The following is a 21519-nucleotide window of genomic DNA, read 5'->3' on the forward strand; positions in this document are numbered from 1 at the left end:
ATTGGATAATATTCTTGAAGTGAAAGATTTAAAGATCAATTTTGGCACCTTTGCTGGGGATGTTCAAGCAGTCCGCGGTGTTAGTTTTAATCTCCGTAAAGGGGAAACACTGGCCATTGTTGGCGAAACGGGTTCCGGTAAAAGTGTCACTACTAAAGCAATTATGGGCTTATTGGATAGTAATGCTAAAATTGCTAGTGGGTCGATCATGTTCGCTGGCGAAGATTTATTAAAAGCCAATGCACATGAAATGGCCGCAATTAATGGTAATAATATTGCTGAAATTATTCAAGATCCAATGACTTCACTGGATCCAACGATGACGATAGGTAAGCAGGTATCGGAACCTTTACGTATTCATAAAAGTATGTCGAAGGAAAAGGCAATTGCACGAACTAAAGAAGTACTAGCGCTAGTCGGTATTCAAAATGCGGAAGCACGGATGAAAGATTATCCGCATCAATTCTCTGGCGGTCAACGACAACGAATTGTTATTGCAATGGCGCTGGTTAATTACCCGAAAATTCTGATTGCTGACGAACCAACAACGGCATTAGATGTAACAATTCAAGCACAGATTTTGGATTTAATGACCGAATTACAACAAAAAATTGATACCTCAATTATTTTTATCACCCATGATTTAGGTGTTGTAGCCGGTATGGCTGATCGGGTAGCGGTGATGTATGCGGGTAAAATCATTGAAGTTGGTACTGTTGACGAAATTTTCTATGATCCAAAACATCCCTATACTTGGGGACTGATCAACTCAATGCCAACGTTAGATACAAAAGCTAAGCGGCTATACGCAATTCCGGGTACGCCACCAGATTTATTAGATCCACCAAAAGGCGATGCGTTTGCACCACGAAACGAATACGCCTTAAAAATTGATACAGAAATGGCGCCACCGTTTTTCCCGATCACAGCGACACATTCAGCAGCAACTTGGTTACTGCATCCCGATGCACCGCAAGTAACACCACCACCAGAAATTGTTCGGCGGCAGGAAGTTTATCAAGAAATGGTGGACAAAGGATTAGATCAACCTAATAATCCAGAAGTAAAGCTCAATACACCAGCGACAGATTAGCTGGTTTTGAGAAAAACACTTAGAAAATAGTAGACTGATTATTGGTGAGTTGCGCTAATAAATAACCTTAGGTGTGAAATAGAAGGAGGCAAAGTAGTGGCTGCACGTAAGAAGATATTACAAATTAAAAATTTGAAACAATATTTCAACATTGGCAAGCCGGATGAAGTTAAGGCAGTTGATGATGTATCGTTTGATATTTATGAAGGCGAAACTTTTGGTTTAGTTGGCGAATCTGGATCAGGTAAAACAACTGTTGGTCGCAGTGTCATTCATTTGTACAATCCAACTGCAGGCGAGATTTTATTTAATGATCGTGATATTCGTAAATTAAAATCAACTAAGGAGCAGTTACAGTTTCGTCGTGAAATGCAAATGATTTTTCAAGATCCTTATGCGTCATTGAATCCACGAATGAAAGTTAAAGATATCATTGCTGAAGGCATCGATATTCATCATTTGGCTAAAAGTAGCGCCGATCGTGATGCCCAAGTCGCTCATTTGTTGGAAGTTGTTGGTTTGAATGCTGATCATTCAACGCGGTACCCTTACGAATTTTCTGGTGGTCAGCGGCAGCGGATCGGTATTGCTCGTGCATTAGCCGTTCAACCTAAATTCATCATTGCTGATGAACCAATTTCCGCGCTGGATGTATCGATTCAAGCGCAAGTGGTTAATCTGTTGCAGGATTTGCAGGAACAGCATAATTTAACTTATTTGTTCATCGCACATGATCTGTCAATGGTTAAATATATTTCTGATCGAATCGGTGTGATCCATTATGGGCGCTTGATGGAAATTGCGACCTCAGACGAGATTTACGCTAATCCATTACATCCCTACACGGAGAGCTTACTGTCGGCTGTACCTGTGCCTGATCCGCAGTATGAGCGCAATCGGAAGCCGATTCCGTATGATGCCGCTGCGCACGAAGGTGATGACAAGAAACGGCAGTTAGTCGAAATTGTGCCAGGACATTTTGTTCGTGCCAGTGAAGATGAGCTACCAGCTTATCGTGAAAAAGCTGAACAGTATCGTGCCCAATTAAGTTAGATACATTTGGCCGTTACGCTAAATTCAGCATGAGATTAAGTCGAAACTTGATTCAAGGTTTCGACTTTTTTGTTGGAAAAATTAACTATCGCTAGTCGAACTTTGCTAAAATAGAGATGGTAGAATAGGAGGCGTGAATGGTGACTAAAGTAACTTATCTGCGGCAGGTACCGCTAGGCGATGGTGTGCCCAAAACTTGTGTACCATTAACGGCTAAAGCTTTAAATCAGGTCATACCGCAGTTGGTACCACTAATAGCTGCAAAGCCGGATTTGATTGAGTGGCGTTTAGATGACTTAGAAGACCTTTCAGAAATGACACAATTACTCACAACGCTACAGCAGGTGCGCCAACAATTAGGTGAGTTACCGCTATTAGTGACCTTCCGTAGTCAGGCAGAAGGTGGCAATGGGTCACTAAGTAGCGCAGCTTATCAAAATTTAGTGCAACAATTAATTCACAGCGGGTGTATTGATGCGGTTGATATTGAGTTAAGCCGAGGCGGGTACGTGGCTGATTTATGTGAACTCGCACGACTTGCTGGTGTGGTGACTGTTGTTAGTGCGCATGACTTCAAGCAGACCCCCTCAGTTGTGGCGCTGGTGACGTTGTTGCAACAAATGGCACAACAAGGCGCAGCAGTTGTCAAAGTCGCGGTGATGCCGCAATCAGCACAGGACGTTTTAAACTTATTACAAGCTACATTAACGGCCAAGCAGCAATTAGAACAACCTATGATCACGATGGCAATGGGAAAATTGGGACAAATTACGCGATTAGCTGGTAGTACTTTTGGTTCTGCTGTTACTTTTGCGACGGTGACGGCTAGCTCGGCACCGGGGCAGTTACCATTAGCCGTTTTACAGCAGTTATTACCATTACTAGCAGTTGATCAAGACTAGAGTAGAGTAAGTGGAAAGGAATTAGATAAAATGAGTTTAGGTATCGTGGTGGTGGCCCATGTGCCAGAGATGGCAACTGGTTTAGCCAAGTTATTACATAGCATCGCACCAGCAATCAGTATTACGGCAGCTGGTGGTAATAGTGTTGGGGCAATTGGGACTAGTATGGATCAAATTGAACGTGCTTTTAAGGCTAATCAAGCAACGGAATTATTAGTTTTTTATGATTTTGGCAGTGCTAAACGTAACGTTGAGTTGGCGGCTGCATTTGGCGATAAAAATACGTATATTTATGATACGGCCTTTACAGAAGGTGCATTTACCGCCGCAACTATGTTGGCATCAGGTCAGGATCGTGCTGCAATTAATGCGGCAGTTCAGCGTATAGTCATTAAATAAGCAGTAAAAAAAACAACCTCTAAATTTAGAGGTTGTTTTTTAGTTTAAGCATTTAATACTTTACGTAAGAAGTCCTGTGTCCGTGGGTTTTGTGGGTGATCGAAAAGCTGTTGCGGATCGCCTTCCTCCATAATATGGCCATCAGCCATGAAGACAACACGATCGGCGACTTCTTTAGCGAAGCCCATTTCATGAGTGACCACGATCATGGTCATCCCTTGTTTAGCAAGCTTTTTCATGACGTCCAGTACATCGCCAACCATCTCAGGATCTAGTGCCGATGTTGGCTCGTCGAACAACATGATATCTGGATGCATTGCCAATGCACGGGCAATGGCCACACGTTGTTCTTGACCGCCAGAAAGCGAGGCGGGGTAGGCGTCTGCCTTTTCAGCTAAACCGACTTCGTCTAACAAAGCACGCGCTTCCTTTGTTGCGACCTCTTTATCTGCTTTCTTTAGTTCGATTGGTGCTAACATCACGTTTTCTAATACAGTTAAGTTAGGGAATAAGTTGAAATGCTGGAAAACCATACCAATACCTTCGCGAACTTTGTTCATATTGGTTTTATTATCAGAAATATCATAGCCATCGACAATTACGGAGCCAGAAGTTGGATCCTCTAATTTATTGAGGCAACGAAGAAAGGTACTTTTACCAGAGCCTGAAGGACCAATCATACAAACGACTTCATTGTTTTTAACGGTTAAATTTAAACCTTTAAGGACTTCGTTACTGCCATAATTCTTAACGAGATCAGTTACAACGACGCGGTTATTGTTTTCAGCAGCGTTCATTTGTTCATTCTCCTTTCAACGGCTTTGGACAGCCAAGTTAATAAGGTAATAATAACGATATACATAATCGCGATAATCGTCCAAACTTTGAATCCTTGGAGATTGCGGGCGATAATAATTTTACCAGTTTGGGTCAATTCAAGGATACCGATAACGGATAAGATCGAGGTATCCTTTAAAGTAATAATAAATTGGTTAATAAACGATGGAATCATGATTTTGATCCCTTGTGGTAAAATAACGCGGCGCATCGCCTTGCCATAAGGGAGGCCTAAACTTCGGGCAGCTTCCATTTGACCATTGTCAACGGCGCGAATCCCACCACTGACGAAGGCAGCGGTGTAGGCACCTTCATTCAGCGTCAACGTGATAATACCAGCGAGAAAGGCGGAAATCTTATTGCCAGTCAGGTTGGGGACACCAATGTAAATGAATAACGCTAGGACTAGTAATGGCATGCCGCGGAAAATATAGATCAGCGTGCTAGACAGCCAATTAGCCCACTTGGCAGGGACGACTTGCATTAAGCCGATGATCACACCAAAAATAGTGGCGAGAATAATGGAAATAACGGTTAAATAAAGTGTCTGTAGTAAGCCGCCACCTAAAGCACCTGTGTTTTGCTTAACTAAGCCCCACAAGCTATTATCTTGTTTCTTGGCAGTAGCAGTTGCTTTAGCAACACTACTTTTACCTAAATATTTAGCAACGATTTTGTCATATTGGCCATTCTTTTTTAAGGCCTTTAAGCCAGCGTTAAACTTAGTCAATAACTCAGGATTTTCACCTTTTTTAACAGCAAAGCCGTAGTTACCACCTTTTGCTGGCTTAGTGACGATTTTTAATTTAATGCCGTTTTGGATACCGTAAGCCATAACAGGGTAGTCTTCAAAGGCAGCAACAGAGTTACCAGTAACGACATCGTTATACATATCGTTAGATTGATCAAATTCAGTGATTTTAAAGCCGTATTTTTTCTGGATCGATTTAGCGTAGGCAGCACCTTGGGTCCCCACCTTTAAGGCTACGTTTTTACCACGCAGGTCCTTAAATGATTTGACCTTGCTACCTTTGGCTACGGCCATCACTTCACCTGCATAATAATAAGGATCAGAAAAGTCAAATTGTTGCTTCCGTTCCTTAGTAATCGTCATGCCGGCGATCACACCGTCCATTTGGTTAGCCTCAACGGCTTGAACGGCAGCGTTAAAGCCAACTGGTTTCAAGTCGATCTTCATATTCTCTTCTTTGGCGATTGCTTTGATCAAATCAATGTCGATCCCAGTATATTTGCCATCGGTTCCTTGGAAGTCAAATGGTGCATATGTAATATCAGTACCAATCGTGTATGTTTTTTCTGCTGCGTGGCTGGTCGTAGTAGTTGCCAATAGCGCACCGAAAACGGTTGAACAAAGTAGCGCGAACCAAATCAATTTTTTACGCATAAGTAAGCCTCCAAAAATGATGTTATATTTAATAACACGTGTTCATGTTATTAAATATAACATAAAATTTTAGCACTGACTATGCATTCAGAATAAAAAATTGCTGTTTTTTGACAGATGACTGGGAGTAACGTAGACTTCTAAATAGAGCATTCTTATAGAAGGGAAGTTATATTTGTGATTCGACCTGCTGAAAAAAAGGACGCTAAGGCGGTTGTCCCGATTATTAACATTGTGTTGGAAGAAATGGAGTTGCCATTTTTAGATCATGTCGACCAAGCTACTTTTTTTGAAGTGTTAGCACAAGCCTTTCAAACTGAGGATTATCGGTATAGTTATCGTCATGGGATCGTCAATGAACGTGACGGTCAAGTTGTCGGTGTCGCCTTTGGTTATCCGGAAACAGCGGAAGCACATATTGACGATGCACTGCAACCATTTTTGCCTCAATTAGGCGTTGCGGCTGATGACAAGGTTTTTGCTGATAAGGAAGCTTATCCTAATGAATGGTATCTAGATACGTTATCGGTTGCGGAAAAGCAACAGCATCAAGGTATCGGCAGTGAGCTACTGGCCGCAGTACCTGATGTTGCGCGGCAACAGGGACTAAGCAAAGTTGGCTTAAATGTTGATGTTGCTAATCCTAATGCGCGTAAATTGTACGATAAAATGGGTTTTCAAGTTGTGGGTAAGGTTAAATTAGCTGGCCATGATTATGAACACATGCAATTAGATATTTAAAAAAGTTGCGTTCCTTTTTACGAGGAACGCAACTTTTTTAAACGTCATAAATTGGATTAGCCACGCCACGTTTAAGCGGTGACTTGTCGCGGCGGACAGACCAGTGATCCAGTACTAAACTGAGCAACAGGCATATTGGGGCATCTTGCGGATGAGTGATGGCCAACTCGTAGTAATCACCATCGGCTAAGATTGCTTTATCCAATACCAGCAACGTTTCCGTACGATGGTAGACCTTATAATGATGATTCATTAAATCACCCATAATGATCCAATTAAGCTCGCTCACAAATTGAAATTGATGCCAAACGCCATACATTTTCTTAACTGAGCCGACTTTTTCCTTGCCTAAATAAAGGTCAAAGCGGGGGAATAGGCCTAGCGTTGTTTGCTTGATCTCAGCGACATAGCGGCCACCAATGGTATACAGCGTAAAAGCGTCTTGACGGAGCCCCCAGCGGCCAGTAATTAAATATAAGGGATTATTTTTTTCATCACGAACAATAATTGGAACACCTTTGGTTGCCATTAATTGTTCCTTGATGTACAAACGCAACAAGCCGGCTCACCTCTTTTAAATCACATTTACGTTGCTACACTCAAACAGCACGGATACAGCCATAAACGGCGCTAAGTATCATCTAGCTTTTAAATTCACTTCATTTTTAGCTTAAGTTTTCATTCAGTGCACGTTCGATTGCTTTACCCACGCCATGATTAACGTTAGTGTCAGTTAAATAGCGGGCAATTTGTTTAATTTCTTCAGTGGCATTGCCCATGGCAAAGCTGACACTAGCGGCTTGCAGCATGGAAGCATCATTTAAATTATCGCCAATCGACATGACTTGTGTCAGTGGAATATTCAAACTTGTCGCGTAAGTTTCCAGCGCAACACCTTTTTGCGCGTTGCTGTGATTGATTTCGATATTACTGGCAGAACTAGCGGTAATGGCTAAGTTACCAAGCGCCGTCAATTCTTGAGCAATTGGGCGCAGAACTTTTTGCTTTTCTGCACTGAAGGCGATAACTTTAAGAATTGTCACTTTAGGATCAGCTAATAGTTTTTCATAGGAATCGACGTAAGTGATGTTCATTAATTCCAAACGTGCTGACGCCAAAGAAACGGCAATTTTAAAACTATCGGTGGTTTGCAGATCAACTAATAAAGAAGCCACGTTTTGAATCCGCCGCATTTTACTGTCGGAAACGGTGCCTTGATCGGTCATAACCTCAAAATAAAGTCCCTTAGATTTCAGTAAATGGAAAATTTTGCGCACAACAGTTTTCCGGATACTAACAGTACTGATAACTTGGCCTTGTTCATCAAAAACTTGTGCGCCGTTCATCGCAATGATAGGGGCTTCAATGCCGACTTGTTCGATCAGCGGCTTAGCTTCACCGTAACTACGGCCAGTAGCAACAATAAATTTAACGCCACGCCGGGCTGCTTTTTTGATGGCTGCAGCATTTTCAGGTGGGACAGTCATTTTTTCGTTAAGTAGGGTACCATCCATGTCGGATGCAATAAGTGAGATCACAGCAGATTCCTCCGTTTCTGTTCACCCTAGTTTAGCATATTTTAGGGTCAAGACGAAACCGTTACCGTTGCCGAATAAGTGTTTGAAAAAGTAGGCCAAAGTTACGGCGCAATAGTAACTGCTTAGCAGCAAAATTGTTAGCGATTATAAGCAGGTAAAAATAAAACAGGATGTAGTTCCTTTCGCTGGTGGCAATCTGTTACGAAAATCGCTAAAATAGTCGGTGAGGTGTGATCGTATGAAAACAATTATCCATAATGATTGGCAAGATGTGTTGGCGCCTGAGTTTGTCCAAACGTATTACGCGCAGCTACACCAATTCTTAAAACAGGAATATGCCACCCAAACCGTGTATCCGGATATGTACCATATTTTTACGGCTTTTGAGTGGACGCCCTTCAACAAGGTTAAAGTGGTGATCCTAGGCCAAGATCCGTACCACAATCCAAATCAGGGGATGGGCGTTAGCTTTGCCGTGCGGCCTGGCGTTAACCTGCCACCATCACTGCAAAATATTTATAAAGAATTGCAGGATGATTTAGGCATTGCGCCAGTAAATCATGGTTATTTGAAACCGTGGGCCGATCAAGGCGTTTTGCTGCTGAATTCTGTTCTAACCGTCCGCCGTGGACAAGCATTTTCCCATAAAGGTAAGGGCTGGGAGCAACTAACTGATAAAGCGATTGAAAAATTATCGCAACGCGGTCACGTTGTTTTTATTCTGTGGGGGAATGCCGCTAAGGCTAAGCGGGCACTGATCGATGAAAGTAAAAATGCGGTATTGACAGCCGCTCATCCTAGTCCATTTTCTGCACGCTATGGTTTTTTCGGGTCGCGGCCATTTTCTAAAACAAATATGGCGTTAGAAAAATTCGGGGAAACGCCGATCGACTGGCGCTTACCTGCAAATGTTAGTGAAAATCAACCAACAGCTTAGAAAATTAAGCTGTTCTTTTTTATGTAAGCGTTGTATTATTTTAGGTAGCAAGTGAAATGGAGGCATAATTGTGGATTTATTTGAAAGTTTAACTGCAAAAGTTAGTGGTAAGCAAATTAAGATCGTTTTCCCTGAAGGTGCAGAGGCCCGTGTTCTTGGTGCAGCTGTACGACTCCAGCACGACAATCTGTTACATTCAATCGTGTTAGGTGACCCAGCTGAAATTGAAAAAGTAGCGACAGCGCATAATTTTGATTTGGCTGACGTTGAGATTATCAATCCGGCAACTGCAGCGAATTTTGACGATTTAGTCACTGCATTTGTTGAACGACGTAAAGGCAAAAATACAGCGGAGCAAGCACAAAAAATGTTGCGCGATCCCAATTATTTTGGCACGATGCTCGTTTATACTGGCTTGGCTGACGGTATGGTTTCCGGTGCGGTTCATCCAACTGGCGATACAGTTCGGCCAGCATTACAAATTATTAAGACTAAACCAGGTGTTAGCCGGACCAGTGGCGCCTTCATCATGCAAAAAGGGGAACAACGCTACTTATTTGCTGATTGTGCGATCAATATTGATCCTAGCGCCGAAGAATTGGCTGAAATTGCTATTTCTTCAGCTAAAACGGCAGAATTATTCGACATCGAACCTCGTGTTGCTATGTTAAGCTTTTCAACTAAAGGCTCAGCCAAAGGCGATGCGGTAACCAAAGTGCAAGAAGCAACTAAATTAGCTCAAGCATCGGCACCAGCTTACCAAATTGATGGTGAATTACAATTTGATGCTGCCTTTGTACCAGCTGTTGCGCAACAAAAAGCACCAGGTTCCCGAGTTGCTGGGAACGCAACGGTCTTTGTTTTCCCTGAATTACAATCCGGTAATATCGGTTATAAAATTGCGCAACGCTTTGGCGGTTTCGAAGCAATTGGGCCAATTTTGCAAGGCTTGAATAAGCCAGTTTCTGACTTATCCCGTGGTGCCAGTGAAGAGGATGTTTATAAATTAGCCATCATCACTGCAGTGCAAACCTTACTTGATTAATAGGATTAGCTTAAGCACGTTGCCTACGCGGTGATGTGCTTTTTTGTTATAATAGAGAAAATTTGGCAAGGACGTGACAAGATGTTTGAATATACAGTTGCTAGTGACGCCGCAACGCAGAAAGTTGGGGCAGCGCTAGGCCAGTTAGTGCAACCCGGTAGCGTCATTTTTTTACAAGGCGATCTTGGTGCTGGTAAAACAACCTTTACTAAAGGGCTAGCCGCCGCGCTAGGAATTCAGCAGTACGTGAAGAGCCCTACCTTTACGCTAATCCGCGAATATACTTCAGGGCGGTTGCCGCTCTATCATATGGATGTTTATCGTTTGGAAAACGGCGGTGGTGACGAATTAGGCTTAGAAGAATATTTCAATGGTGCTGGAGTCTCGGTGGTGGAATGGCCGCAATTTATTGAAGATGAATGGCCGGACGATTATTTACAGATCGAGATCAAAAAAGTGGCAACTAATGATCAACAGCGGCAGTTACTTTTTCACCCACAGGGTCAGCGTTATGAACAATTGGTGGCGCAGTTAGCGCAGGCACTATGAGTGATGAAGTGACATTGCGACCAGCTACGCCAGCAGATGCGGCAGCGCTATTAAGCCTGCTCGGTCAACTGGCACAGGAAACGCCATTTTTATTAACGGATATCGCTGATCTACAAGTAGCGGTCGACGTGGAAGCTGCACAATTACAGCAATTAGCCCAAGCGGACAATAATGTCTTATTTGTCGCAGTACTAGGCGATGAACTGGTTGGTATGGCGCGGGTGACGGCCAGTGCAGCACCAGAAATTCAACATATCGGTGAAATTGGGGTTGCTGTATTGCACGAATTTTGGGGTTACGGTTTAGGCACAGCGTTGTTGGAGGAAGTATTGGCGTGGGCGCAAGCTAATCCGCTGATCCGCCGCCTAGAGTTAACTGTACAAGAGCGTAATCAGCGAGCATACCAGCTGTATCAGAAGCTAGATTTTCAAGTTGAAGGTAAAACGGTCCGAGGCTTTTATGACGCAGAGGCTGGTTTTCAAACCCTGATTCGCATGGCCCGTTTGATCGATCATCAGTAAAAAAGAACGTTGTCACCGCAATTAAGGGTGACAGCGTTCTTTAGTTTAGGCAATCACTTTAACAAACGATTTCAACCGCTCAGGGCCAAATTGATGAGCTTCTTGCAATAAAATATTGGCGCAAGCCCGACTGTCGTCCAATGCATTGTGATGATGTTCTAATTCAATGTTAAGTGCCGCACACAATGTGTTCAGCTTATGGTCACTAAATTCAGGATAGAACTGGCGACTAGTACGTACGGTGTCCAAAGCCAAATATTGTGGGGTTGGCAATTGATAATGTTCCAGACTACTGCGCAAAACACCAATATCAAAACTGGCATTATGGGCGACTATTAAGCGATCACGTTGAAATAGTGACGCAATGTGTGGCCACAGAGTAGGAAAATCAGGTGCATCGGCAACATCAGCAGTATGAATACCGTGGATTTGCGTATTACGCCAGAAAAATGGCGTATCAGGTTTGATCAACGAATAAAATTCATCAACGATTTGGTCATTGCGCACGACGGTTAAGGCTAAGGAACAGGCACTGTAACGTTTAGCGTTGGCTGTTTCAAAATCCATTGCCACAAAGTTCAAATTATTCACCTATTTCATTAAAATATTATCACTATTGTACGAACAAATGTACGCTTTGTAAAGTGATCAAGCTTCTAGTTCTGGCTTTGTGAGTAACAGCACTGGACAATGATCCGACCCTAACACATCAGTTAAGATTTCCGCATCAGCTAATTTTGGTTGTAGTTGGTTGGCAGCAACAAAATAGTCGATCCGCCACCCAGCGTTATTTTTGCGAGCGTTGAAGCGATAACTCCACCATGAATAAGTAACTTGATCAGGGTAGAAGTAGCGGAAACTATCGGTGAAACCAGCAGCCAATAATTGGCTAAACTTACCCCGTTCTTCATCAGAAAAGCCAGCGTTATGATGATTAGTCTTATCATTTTTCAAATCAATTGGTTCGTGGGCAACGTTAAGATCACCACAGAAAATGACTGGTTTCTTTTGATTCAACGTACTGATATAGCTGAGAAAAGCATCCTCCCATGACATGCGGTAGTCCAGGCGCTTCAATTGATTTTGTGAATTGGGAGTGTAGCAAGTTAGCAAATAAAAATCTTTATATTCCAATGTGATCAGGCGGCCTTCTTGATCATGTTCAGCGACGCCCATGCCATAAGCCACGCTCAACGGTTCATGTTTAGTGAAAATTGCTGTACCAGAATAGCCTTTACGTTCAGCATAATTCCAATATTGATGATAGCCAGGCAAGGTCATTTCAATTTGGCCGGCCTGTAACTTAGTTTCTTGAATACAGAAAAAATCAGCATCTTGTTGTTCAAAAAATTCCATAAAGTTTTTTTTAACAACAGCGCGTAAGCCATTAACGTTCCACGAAATAAATTTCATATTATTCACTCCATTCAAATTTCCTACCTTCCTTATTCTACAAAAGATTGATGAGAAACTAAAGAGCTGGTGATACCAAGACTATCAAAAGCGTTTTTTTCATGCTAAAATATATAGAATAGACGACTTTAAATGATGAAAGGAATGCGTCCAAAATGTTGCAAAAAGAACCGACTATTGTGGAGTTGTTTCCGCAAATTGAAATCAAGTTGGCTGAGCCATTAAGCCATTACACGTACACAAAAACCGGCGGTAAGGCGGATATTTTGGCGTTTCCGAAAAGTAGTAACGAGGTCCAAACACTGGTTAATTATGCGCATAGTCAGCAATTAGCATTAACAGTGATCGGCAATGCCAGTAACTTGATCGTCAAAGATGGTGGCATTCGTGGCTTAGTTTTGATCCTGACAGCGATGGCGGTTATCACAGTGACCGATACGACATTACACGCCCAAGCTGGTGCAAAATTGATCGACACAACGATTGCAGCGGCAGACGCTGGCTTAAGTGGCATCGAATTTGCGGCAGGAATTCCCGGCAGTGTTGGTGGTGCGATGTTTATGAATGCCGGCGCTTATGGTGGTGAAATGAGTGACGCCGTACAAAGCGTGACTGTACTTTTACCTAATGGCACGATCAGCGAGCTAAGTCGAACTGCTTTACATTTTGCTTATCGGCATAGTATTATTCAAGAAAATAATAGTGTGGTGTTAGCGGCAACTTTTGCGTTGACTAAGGGTGAACCAGCAAAAATCAAGGCGGAAATGGCTGATTTCAACGCGCGGCGGGCAGCCAAACAACCGTTAGAATACCCATCCTGTGGTAGTGTTTTTAAACGGCCAACTGGCTACTTTACTGGTAAATTGATCCACGAAGCAGGGTTGCAGGGGCATATTATCGGCGATGTACAAATTTCGACTAAACATGCTGGGTTTATGATCAATCTAGGTCATGGCACTGCTACGGACTATATTGACCTGATTCGCTATGTCCAAGCAGAAGTTTTTAAGCAGTTTAGCGTCGCTTTGGAGCCAGAAGTCCGTATTATCGGCGAAGATTTGATTGAATAGCTAACAGCTGACTTCGAGGTGAGGTCAGCTGTTTTTTACAGTTAGCAGGAAGTCCATTATGAAGGAGTCGATGTCATGAACATATTAGAAGCCGTTATCATGTTAGTCAGCGTTGTACTTGTCTCTAACGTGATCAGTCACTATCTAACTTTTATACCAGTCAGCTTGATTCAAATTGTTAGCGGCCTAGTGTTGGCGCTGGTTTTCAAAGTGACGATTCCGTTACGGACAGATTGGTTTATGCTCTTATTTATCGCGCCATTGCTTTTTAACGATGGCCGTCATTTTCCTAAACGCGAACTATGGGCGCTACGTGGACCAATCATCATGAACGCAATTTTTCTCGTGTTTGTGACCATGTTTGTTGGGGGTTGGTTCATTCATTTCTTGGTGCCCGACCTACCATTAGCTGCCAGTATTGCCCTAGCGGCGATTATTTCACCAACTGATCCAGTGGCAGTACAGTCAATTTCGAAGCAAGCTAAGTTACCTAGCAACGTGCTTCATTTAGTCAGTGGCGAAAGCCTGATCAACGATGCCAGTGGTTTGATTGGCTTTAAGTACGGCATAGCGGCTGCGGTAACTGGTGTTTTCACTTGGCAACAAGCTGCTGGTGACTTTTTTTACATCTCAATTGTTGGCGCTTTAATGGGGATGCTATTGATGGCAATGATCCAAGCACTGCGTACTTTTATCCTCCAACAAGGAATCAACGATGTCGTGCTCCACACCGTGTTGCAAATTGTGACCCCATTTATTATCTATTTGGTGGTCGAAGAAGCACTCCATGCATCAGGTGTCATTGCTGTTGTTAGCGCGGGTATCGTGTATAACTTCTCGCAGCCGGCATTAATGGACTACTTGCCTGAGCTAAAAATTGTAACCGAGCGGACCTGGGATATCGCAATTTATTTGTTAAATGGTATTGTCTTTTTGATTCTTGGTATTGAGCTACCACTGGCAATGACGCAAACAATTCGCAATCCCAGCGACAACACCTGGATGGCAATCGGTGATATCATTTTAGTCTGGCTGGCGATTTTCGTGATTCGCGTGCTATGGACCCTCGTCAACGTTACGTTCAAGTGGCTGAAGGATAAAGAAAAGCATCAGCGGCCTAGTTTAAATGTGGCTTTGCTGTCAGGCTTAACCGGTGTCCGCGGTGCAATCACCATGGCCGGTGTTTTATCAGTGCCCTATACACTAGCAAGTGGTGCAGCATTTCCCGAACGCGCATTAATGTTGTTTATTGCTGCCGGGGTGATTATTTTAAGTTTACTGATGGCGGTGATCTTCATTCCGTTGCTAACGCGGACACCTGTGTCGATCACTACCCGGGGAACTGAGCCAGTGGTAGATAACGACATGGATACAACTGCGGTAGCAACCACTGAATCAAAGTTATCTGAAAGTGAAGCCCGAATTTACACATTGCGACTAGCAATCAATCGACTAGAAAGTGAACGGCGTCCAGAAAATCAGCGCGTTGTTTATGATTTGATCACCGAATATCAAGAAATTGTGCGCCGGTTGCAGGCTGCTTATCAACCAGAAGAAAAAATCGCACCATTTTTAGATGAAGAATTAGCTTTACGGCGAATCGCGTTGCAAGGTGAAACTGACGTATTGGACAAATTGTGGCGCGATGGCAAGATCCAGGAACGTAGCTATCAACAATTTCAGAAGCATTTAGTCCACCGCTTGCAAATGGTTGAGAATTTACCCCATAAATTGCAGCGGCCTAATTTTTTCACGCGTATGCATCGCTTGGGAACTTGGGCGAGTCATATGCGGTTAAAATTAGTTCGCGCGCGGTTTAGCGGGCCGTACTATAACGAGCGTTTATTTATTGAAAAAGAAACCGCAAAAGGGGGCATTAAGGCGTTATCAGCGTACTTAAAGCAGCCGGAAGCTAAGGCGGCCCATTATAATCGACAAGTGATTTATCAGATCATCATCAGCTACCAAAATCGAATTGAACAAATTAAACATTTACATCGTGAACAAACTGGCCAGCATTCACGGCGCGCTGATTATGACCGTACGATGCGTGGTCTACGCTTTAAGGCGTTAGCTGCTGAGCGCAGTGGAATTCAGAATATGGTTGAACAAGGTTATATTTCCTGGGCGTTAGCAGCGAAGTTGCGGCAATACGTCAATTATTCGGAGAATGCCTTGTTACTTGGTGAAGATGTGGACTAAAAATTAAGTGAGCACCATGCAAGATTGGGGCGCGGCTTAATTAGACAGTTTAAAGTAGTCTTCGCTGGGAGCAGTAAGGGTAAAACCAATGCCGGCAGGTGCTCGCCTTTAGTTGGTATGTTCTTAATAGCTATAAAAAATAGCAGACATAATTAATCGAAAAAATTAATTATGTCTGCTATTTTTAGTTAAACATGAGCGAAATTATAATTGACTTGGCTTAATTTTTAAAGGCTAACTAATGTCCGACCTTGATGTTTCTTGTTCATAAATTCAGCTAGCGTTGTTGGTAATTCATTAAAGTCGATGATAGCGTGATGTAGCAATGCCCGGTTATCTGGCTTGAAGTCAGTGGCAAGTTGTTGCCAAACTGCTACCCGCTTAGCTGCTGGGTAGCTGACAGAATCAATGCCTTGTAAGCGGATGCCACGGAGGATGAATGGTAATGTGGTCGTAGCTAATTTATTGCCGCCAGCATTGCCTGATAAGGCGACGATACCACTGTAACTGACCTGCGGCAGAATTTCTGCCAACAAGTCACCACCAACTGCGTCGACAACGCCAACAAATTTTTGTTTTTGTAACGGTTTATGGCGGGCATCAGCCAACTCATCTGGGGTCACAATGTTAGTTGCACCTAATTCATGTAGGTAATCGCTAGCTGCTGGGTTGCGGCTGACAACCGTTAGATCAGTGTAGCCGAGCTGGTGCAGAAAAGCAGTTGCCCAGCCGCCAACACCACCAGTTGCCCCGGTGACTAACAATGGGGCATCTAATGGAAAGTCGTATTTCAATAAAGCTCGTACTGACAAGGCAGCCGTAAAACCTGCAGTCCCGTACCACATAGCTTCTTGTAAGCTTAAATTTTCCGGTAACGCAACTAACCATTTAGCCGGTACCGTGATGTACTCAGCGTAACCGCCAGGCCAGCTAATACCAAGGTCAAAGCCAATTAATAGGACTTTTTGGTCGACCTTGAAATTGGCGCTGGTGCTAGCGATGACGGTTCCGGCGGCATCAACCCCTGGAACTTGAGGATATTGGCGCAATACACCACTACGAGAATTTAGCGTTAGTGCGTCCTTATAGTTAATGTCGGAGTAAGCGACTTTAACTGTAACTTGATCCGCAGCTAATTGCGGTAATTCTTGCTCGATAAATGTCGGCGTGACTTGGGTGTCATCTAATTGTAGTTCTAATGCTTGGTATTTCATCAAAAAGCCTCCTTGTAAAATAGTGGCAATAACATTGTTATAATTGTAACCCTTTTCAGTACAGTTAGACAAGCGCAACACTTGAAAATTTTTAACGCCATAATTTGTCATGATTTTTGTGGGAACCACCATGCAAAAACAGTTTACCCAATATGTTCAAGTTAACAAATGGTTTTAAAAATCGCTTGCTTAGATTATAATTGATGTTGCTGTGCAAAGCGATAAAAAAGCGTTAACGTTAAGTTATTCTATTAGTTTTAGTGGCTTATAGTTAGGCGATTTTCAGCAACTTAATGACGTGCAGTGATAGCTGATGTGACCAGCAATGAACGGCAAAATTTAGATAGATAAAAGGGAGCGTGACAGTTAAGTTGGCCAATACAATTATCAAATTTAGCGGCGTAAACAAGCGTTATGGGGATACGATGGCGTTAAAGCAAATTGATTTTGAGCTCGAACAGGGGAAATTTTATACGTTGTTAGGCCCGTCTGGTTGTGGTAAGACGACAATTCTGCGGATTTTGGCCGGCTTTACTGATGCCAGCGCGGGGACGATTGAATTTGAAGGTAAAAAAATAAACGATCTACCAGCAAATAAACGTAAAATTAATACGGTATTTCAGGATTATGCGTTATTTCCACATTTAAATGTTTACGATAATGTCGCGTTTGGTTTAGTTCTAAAAAAGACGGCTAAAAAAGTTATCCATGAAAAGGTGATCGAAGCGTTGCGCTTGGTTCAGTTATCCGGTTATGAGGAACGCGAGATCAGTGAAATATCTGGTGGTCAACAGCAGCGGGTCGCAATCGCCCGGGCCATTGTTAACGAACCAGAAGTTTTATTGCTCGATGAACCATTGTCAGCATTGGACGCTAAATTACGAACGGCCATGCAGGTGGAGCTGCGTCAGTTACAGCAGCGCCTAGGAATCACCTTTGTTTTTGTCACCCATGATCAAGGGGAAGCATTGGCGATGAGTGATGAAATTTTTGTTATGAATGCCGGTGAGATCCTGCAACAAGGTGCTCCAGTGGATATTTACGATGAACCAATCAATCATTTTGTCGCTGACTTTATCGGTGAAAGTAATATCGTTAAGGGACGGATGCTTGCCGATTATCAAGTGGAAATTCTTGGTCATCAATTTGAATGTGCTGACGCTGGGATGCGCGTTAACGAACCAGTTGAAGTCGTCATTCGACCAGAAGATCTGGTGCTAACAACTGTTGATAAGGCTAAATTAACGGTGACGGTCGATACGCAGGTGTTCCGCGGTGATATTTATGAAATTATGAGTCACGATGACGCCGGCAATGAGTGGTTGATCCATTCTGTTCGTAAAACGGCGGTCGGTCAGCAAGTGGGCATCTACTTTGAACCGGAAGATATTCACGTGATGCGTTTCGGTGAATCAGAAGAAGATTTCGATGCCCGACTAGAAAGTTACGAGGACGATGCTGATGAAAAAGTATAATACCTTTTACAGTGTACCGTATGTTCTCTGGCTATTGCTATTTGTGATTGCACCGCTAGTTTTGATCGTTTATCAATCCTTTTTTAACATTAATGGTCAATTAACGCTAAGTAATTATCGTGAGTATTTTGGTTCTGGAACTTATTTACGCATGACCTTTAATTCGATTTGGTACGCTTTTATCATTACGGCAGTTACTTTGCTGATCAGCTATCCAACAGCATATTGGCTCAGTCAAACGCGGCATAAGCAGTTATGGTTATTGCTGATCATTTTGCCGACGTGGATCAATTTATTGTTGAAAGCTTACGCGTTTATCGGTATTTTCAGCCAAGCAGGCGCGGCTAATCACTTCTTTGAATTTATTGGTATTGGGCCACAGCAGATTCTGTTTACCAAGGGCAGCTTTATTTTGGTGGCCGCGTATATTGAAATTCCCTTTATGATCCTGCCGATTTTTAATGCTATCGATGAGTTGAATCCATCATTGGTCAATGCTAGTCGTGACCTTGGTGCAACCAATTGGCAGACCTTCAGTAAGGTGATTTTTCCGTTGACCTTAGACGGCGTTAAAGCCGGGGTCCAAGCTGTCTTCATTCCCTCACTCTCGCTATTTATGCTGACTCGTTTGATTGGGGGCAACAAAGTGATCACCTTGGGGACTGCAATTGAGGAACATTTCTTGGTAACCCAAAATTGGGGGATGGGTTCAACAATTGGGGTCGTCTTGATCGTAGCGATGGTCGTGATCATGTTTGCAACTGGTGAGCGCAAGAAGAAGGGGGGCCAGCGGCGATGAAACGTAAATGGTTTGATTGGCGTAATATCTATTTGTGGCTGGTTTTCTTAGTTCTGTACGCGCCGATTTTTTACTTGATCTTCTATTCCTTTAATGCTGGTACGACGATGACGCGTTTTAGTGGCTTTTCTTGGCAACATTATGCGGAATTGTTTGCCGACACGCGGATGATTGAAATCGTGCTGGATACATTGCTGATTGCGTTGTTGTCCTCATTGATAGCGACTATTATCGGTATGTTAGGTGCACTGGCAATTTATGGAATCAAAAAGGTTTGGCTGAAAAATTCGATTTTATCCTTGAATAATATTTTAATGGTGTCACCGGATGTTATTATTGGCGCGAGCTTTCTGATTTTCTTCACTTTTTTGGGCTTACGGTTAGGCTTTAGTTCAGTGCTGCTCAGCCATATTGCCTTTTCAATTCCCATCGTTGTGTTAATGGTGTTGCCACGGCTCAATGAAATGAATCATTCGTTGATCGATGCAGCCACCGACTTAGGCGCCACCAACGTGCAGGTACTGACGCGGGTGATCTTTCCCTTCATTACACCTGGTATTTTGACTGGTTTCTTCATGGCCTTCACTTATTCGTTGGACGATTTTGCGGTCACTTTTTTTGTCACTGGCAATGGCTTCGAAACGTTGTCCGTCGAAATTTACGCACGTGCTCGGCAAGGTATTAGCTTAGAGGTTAATGCATTGTCGGCGCTGATGTTCTTGTTCTCGTTATTGTTGATTGGCGGTTATTACTTTATTGAACAATATAACAATTCGAAAAAAGCACGCCGGCGTAATCGAATGGGGGCGAAATTGATCAAATGAAACGTTTAGTCAGTTTAGCCTTAGCCATTTTGGCGTTTTGTGCTTTGTTAGCAGTGGGGAGCAGTCAGTTGCAGCGGTCACAAGGTGCTGCCAGTAGTGGCACGTTAACTTTATATAATTGGGGCGATTATATTGATCCGGCGTTGCTAAAAAAGTTTCAAAAACAGACTGGGTACAAAGTTCAAGTTGAGACCTTTGATAGCAATGAAGCCATGTTTACTAAAATCCAACAAGGTGGTACTGATTATGATTTAGCGGTACCATCGGATTATATGATTCAGAAAATGCATAAAGCTAATTTATTAGTGCCGTTGGATTATAAGCGCCTGCACGGTTTTAACAACATCGATACGCATTTCCGTAATCAATCTTTTGACCCCGGCAATCGGTATTCGGTGCCCTATTTCTGGGGAACACTGGGTATCATTTATAACGACCAAATGATCAAAGGATCGCAGGTGCAACATTGGAATGATCTCTGGTCAGCAAAGTTGCGCAATAATATAATGTTAGTCGATAGCGCCCGCGATATTATGGGGATGGCATTGATTTCTCAGGGACATTCAGTGAACACGACCAACGTGGCCGAATTAGATCAAGCTAAGTTAAAGCTGGAAGGTCTAATGCCCAATGTTAAGGCAGTAGTCGCTGATGAAATAAAAATGTATATGGCACAAAATGAAGCGGCGGTAGCGGTGACCTGGTCTGGTGAAGCGGCAGAAATGATGGCTAATAATTCTCATCTACATTACGTGGTGCCTACTGAAGGTAGTAATCTGTGGTTTGATAATTTAGTGATTCCTAAAACTGCGAAGCACTATAAAGCAATCTACGCATTTTTAAATTTCATGCTTAAACCAGAAAATGCAGCGCAGAATGCAGAATATGTTGGTTACGCCACACCAAACACGGCGGCTAAAGCTTTGTTACCACAAGCAATTGCTGACGATAAGCAATTTTATCCAAGCAACCAGGTGATCGATAAGCTGCAAGTTTATGCTGATCTGGGTAACCGGATGGTGGGAATTTACAATGATAAATTCTTGGAATTCAAAATGTACCATCAATAAAAATATGAATTTATCAAAAATTAAATAAATTAATTGATAAATAGGCTTAAAAATCAATCCGTTTTTATTCTTCAGGTGTACAAATCAGGATGATATGATTATAAATAACATCTAAATAATTTAATATTACTAAAAAAGAAAGCAATAATCCGCGCGGGATTGCTTTCTTTTTTTATAATATAAAACGATTGATAACAGAAACTTTTTATTGATAAATATTCTTTATAATTATGGTAATGGTGTCATACTAGATATGAGTAATCATGTAATCTCAATTAATTAAGTATTGATTTTTGGTCAGATTGATTTTTATAGTATCACAGTGTTAGGAGGGTAGTTAATATGCGTAAATTTTTATTAATAGCGCTTACTTGTACCGTAAGCACCTAATAACAGACCGGATATGAATCGGCCAATAATCGCGGTATCATA

Annotated in this window: 22 protein-coding genes; 15 read left to right on the forward strand and 7 right to left on the reverse strand. The window is 42.6% G+C overall.

The features are described 5' to 3' along the window. Position 1 precedes the first annotated feature (1 nt). From EKM80_RS00700 to EKM80_RS00715, 4 genes are all read left to right on the forward strand, one after another. Positions 2-1093, forward strand: a complete 1092-nt coding sequence (locus EKM80_RS00700) for an ABC transporter ATP-binding protein (RefSeq protein ID WP_125551166.1) — start codon at positions 2-4, stop codon at positions 1091-1093. A gap of 96 nt (positions 1094-1189) precedes the next feature. Further along, positions 1190-2146 carry an ABC transporter ATP-binding protein gene (locus tag EKM80_RS00705; RefSeq protein WP_125551167.1) on the forward strand — a complete coding sequence of 319 codons (957 nt, stop codon included), beginning with the start codon at positions 1190-1192 and terminating at the stop codon, positions 2144-2146. 137 nt (positions 2147-2283) lie between these two features. Then, on the forward strand, positions 2284-3048 hold the full coding sequence (aroD, locus tag EKM80_RS00710) for a type I 3-dehydroquinate dehydratase (protein WP_225418772.1): 765 nt from the start codon (positions 2284-2286) through the stop codon (positions 3046-3048). 30 nt (positions 3049-3078) lie between these two features. Further along, positions 3079-3447, forward strand: coding sequence for a PTS sugar transporter subunit IIA domain-containing protein (locus EKM80_RS00715; protein WP_125551168.1), 369 nt, complete (start codon positions 3079-3081; stop codon positions 3445-3447). Positions 3448-3491: 44 nt separating this feature from the next. On the opposite strand, the gene EKM80_RS00720 is transcribed toward EKM80_RS00715, so the two are convergent. Next, entirely contained in the window at positions 3492-4244 is a 753-nt protein-coding gene (locus EKM80_RS00720; RefSeq protein ID WP_125551169.1) for an amino acid ABC transporter ATP-binding protein, read from the reverse strand. Continuing rightward, the gene (locus EKM80_RS00725) at positions 4241-5689 is read right to left on the reverse strand and encodes an amino acid ABC transporter substrate-binding protein/permease (protein WP_125551170.1); all 1449 of its coding nucleotides are present in this window, start codon (positions 5687-5689) and stop codon (positions 4241-4243) included. Before EKM80_RS00725 ends, EKM80_RS00720 begins: the two co-directional genes overlap by 4 nt. Before the next feature lie 177 nt (positions 5690-5866). Between EKM80_RS00725 and EKM80_RS00730 the strand changes: the two genes are divergently transcribed. After that, positions 5867-6430, forward strand: coding sequence for a GNAT family N-acetyltransferase (locus EKM80_RS00730; protein WP_125551171.1), 564 nt, complete (start codon positions 5867-5869; stop codon positions 6428-6430). Positions 6431-6467: 37 nt separating this feature from the next. Here EKM80_RS00730 and EKM80_RS00735 read toward each other — a convergent pair whose 3' ends face one another. Together EKM80_RS00735 and EKM80_RS00740 are read right to left on the reverse strand one after the other, a co-directional pair. Then, positions 6468-6989, reverse strand: a complete 522-nt coding sequence (locus tag EKM80_RS00735; RefSeq protein WP_125551172.1) for an LURP-one-related/scramblase family protein — start codon at positions 6987-6989, stop codon at positions 6468-6470. A 106-nt stretch (positions 6990-7095) separates the two neighbouring features. Next, a complete protein-coding gene (locus EKM80_RS00740) occupies positions 7096-7968 on the reverse strand; it encodes a Cof-type HAD-IIB family hydrolase (RefSeq protein ID WP_125551173.1) in 873 nt (290 codons plus the stop codon). A 238-nt stretch (positions 7969-8206) separates the two neighbouring features. Here EKM80_RS00740 and EKM80_RS00745 point away from each other — a divergent pair, with 238 nt between their 5' ends. The 4 genes from EKM80_RS00745 (at position 8207) to EKM80_RS00760 (ending at position 11020) form a co-directional block, all read left to right on the forward strand. Further along, positions 8207-8905 (forward strand): uracil-DNA glycosylase, encoded by a 699-nt coding sequence (locus EKM80_RS00745; protein ID WP_125551174.1) that lies wholly within the window; start codon positions 8207-8209, stop codon positions 8903-8905. A gap of 70 nt (positions 8906-8975) precedes the next feature. Beyond that, the gene (pta, locus tag EKM80_RS00750; RefSeq protein ID WP_125551175.1) at positions 8976-9950 is read left to right on the forward strand and encodes a phosphate acetyltransferase; all 975 of its coding nucleotides are present in this window, start codon (positions 8976-8978) and stop codon (positions 9948-9950) included. Between the two features lie 81 nt (positions 9951-10031). Then, on the forward strand, positions 10032-10499 hold the full coding sequence (tsaE, locus tag EKM80_RS00755) for a tRNA (adenosine(37)-N6)-threonylcarbamoyltransferase complex ATPase subunit type 1 TsaE (protein ID WP_125551176.1): 468 nt from the start codon (positions 10032-10034) through the stop codon (positions 10497-10499). Further along, positions 10496-11020 carry a GNAT family N-acetyltransferase gene (locus EKM80_RS00760; RefSeq protein WP_125551177.1) on the forward strand — a complete coding sequence of 175 codons (525 nt, stop codon included), beginning with the start codon at positions 10496-10498 and terminating at the stop codon, positions 11018-11020. Before tsaE ends, EKM80_RS00760 begins: the two co-directional genes overlap by 4 nt. Before the next feature lie 45 nt (positions 11021-11065). Here the strand turns inward: EKM80_RS00760 and EKM80_RS00765 are convergent, their stop codons facing one another. Together EKM80_RS00765 and EKM80_RS00770 are read right to left on the reverse strand one after the other, a co-directional pair. Next, on the reverse strand, positions 11066-11602 hold the full coding sequence (locus EKM80_RS00765) for a 3'-5' exonuclease (RefSeq protein WP_125551178.1): 537 nt from the start codon (positions 11600-11602) through the stop codon (positions 11066-11068). 66 nt (positions 11603-11668) lie between these two features. After that, a complete protein-coding gene (locus EKM80_RS00770; RefSeq protein WP_125551179.1) occupies positions 11669-12433 on the reverse strand; it encodes an exodeoxyribonuclease III in 765 nt (254 codons plus the stop codon). A gap of 155 nt (positions 12434-12588) precedes the next feature. On the opposite strand from EKM80_RS00770, the gene murB reads away from it, so the two are divergent. Next, a complete protein-coding gene (murB, locus tag EKM80_RS00775; RefSeq protein WP_125551180.1) occupies positions 12589-13503 on the forward strand; it encodes a UDP-N-acetylmuramate dehydrogenase in 915 nt (304 codons plus the stop codon). Positions 13504-13578: 75 nt separating this feature from the next. After that, positions 13579-15705 carry a cation:proton antiporter gene (locus EKM80_RS00780; RefSeq protein ID WP_125551181.1) on the forward strand — a complete coding sequence of 709 codons (2127 nt, stop codon included), beginning with the start codon at positions 13579-13581 and terminating at the stop codon, positions 15703-15705. 227 nt (positions 15706-15932) lie between these two features. Here the strand turns inward: EKM80_RS00780 and EKM80_RS00785 are convergent, their stop codons facing one another. Next, complete coding sequence (locus tag EKM80_RS00785; RefSeq protein ID WP_125551182.1) at positions 15933-16919, reverse strand: YhdH/YhfP family quinone oxidoreductase; 987 nt, start codon at positions 16917-16919, stop codon at positions 15933-15935. Positions 16920-17344: 425 nt separating this feature from the next. Here EKM80_RS00785 and EKM80_RS00790 point away from each other — a divergent pair, with 425 nt between their 5' ends. From EKM80_RS00790 to EKM80_RS00805, 4 genes are read left to right on the forward strand one after another with little or no spacing between them, the layout of a single operon-like run. Next, positions 17345-18394: an ABC transporter ATP-binding protein gene (locus EKM80_RS00790; RefSeq protein ID WP_386699235.1), complete on the forward strand. Its 1050-nt coding sequence runs from the start codon at positions 17345-17347 to the stop codon at positions 18392-18394. Continuing rightward, positions 18381-19193 (forward strand): ABC transporter permease, encoded by an 813-nt coding sequence (locus EKM80_RS00795; protein WP_125551183.1) that lies wholly within the window; start codon positions 18381-18383, stop codon positions 19191-19193. The genes EKM80_RS00790 and EKM80_RS00795 overlap by 14 nt, the downstream gene beginning before the upstream one ends. Further along, on the forward strand, positions 19190-20017 hold the full coding sequence (locus EKM80_RS00800; protein ID WP_125551184.1) for an ABC transporter permease: 828 nt from the start codon (positions 19190-19192) through the stop codon (positions 20015-20017). Before EKM80_RS00795 ends, EKM80_RS00800 begins: the two co-directional genes overlap by 4 nt. Beyond that, complete coding sequence (locus tag EKM80_RS00805) at positions 20014-21087, forward strand: ABC transporter substrate-binding protein (protein ID WP_125551185.1); 1074 nt, start codon at positions 20014-20016, stop codon at positions 21085-21087. The genes EKM80_RS00800 and EKM80_RS00805 overlap by 4 nt, the downstream gene beginning before the upstream one ends. Positions 21088-21519: the final 432 nt, after the last annotated feature.

This window comes from Loigolactobacillus jiayinensis (assembly GCF_003946445.1).
In the GTDB taxonomy this organism is placed as follows: Bacteria; Bacillota; Bacilli; order Lactobacillales; family Lactobacillaceae; genus Loigolactobacillus; species Loigolactobacillus jiayinensis.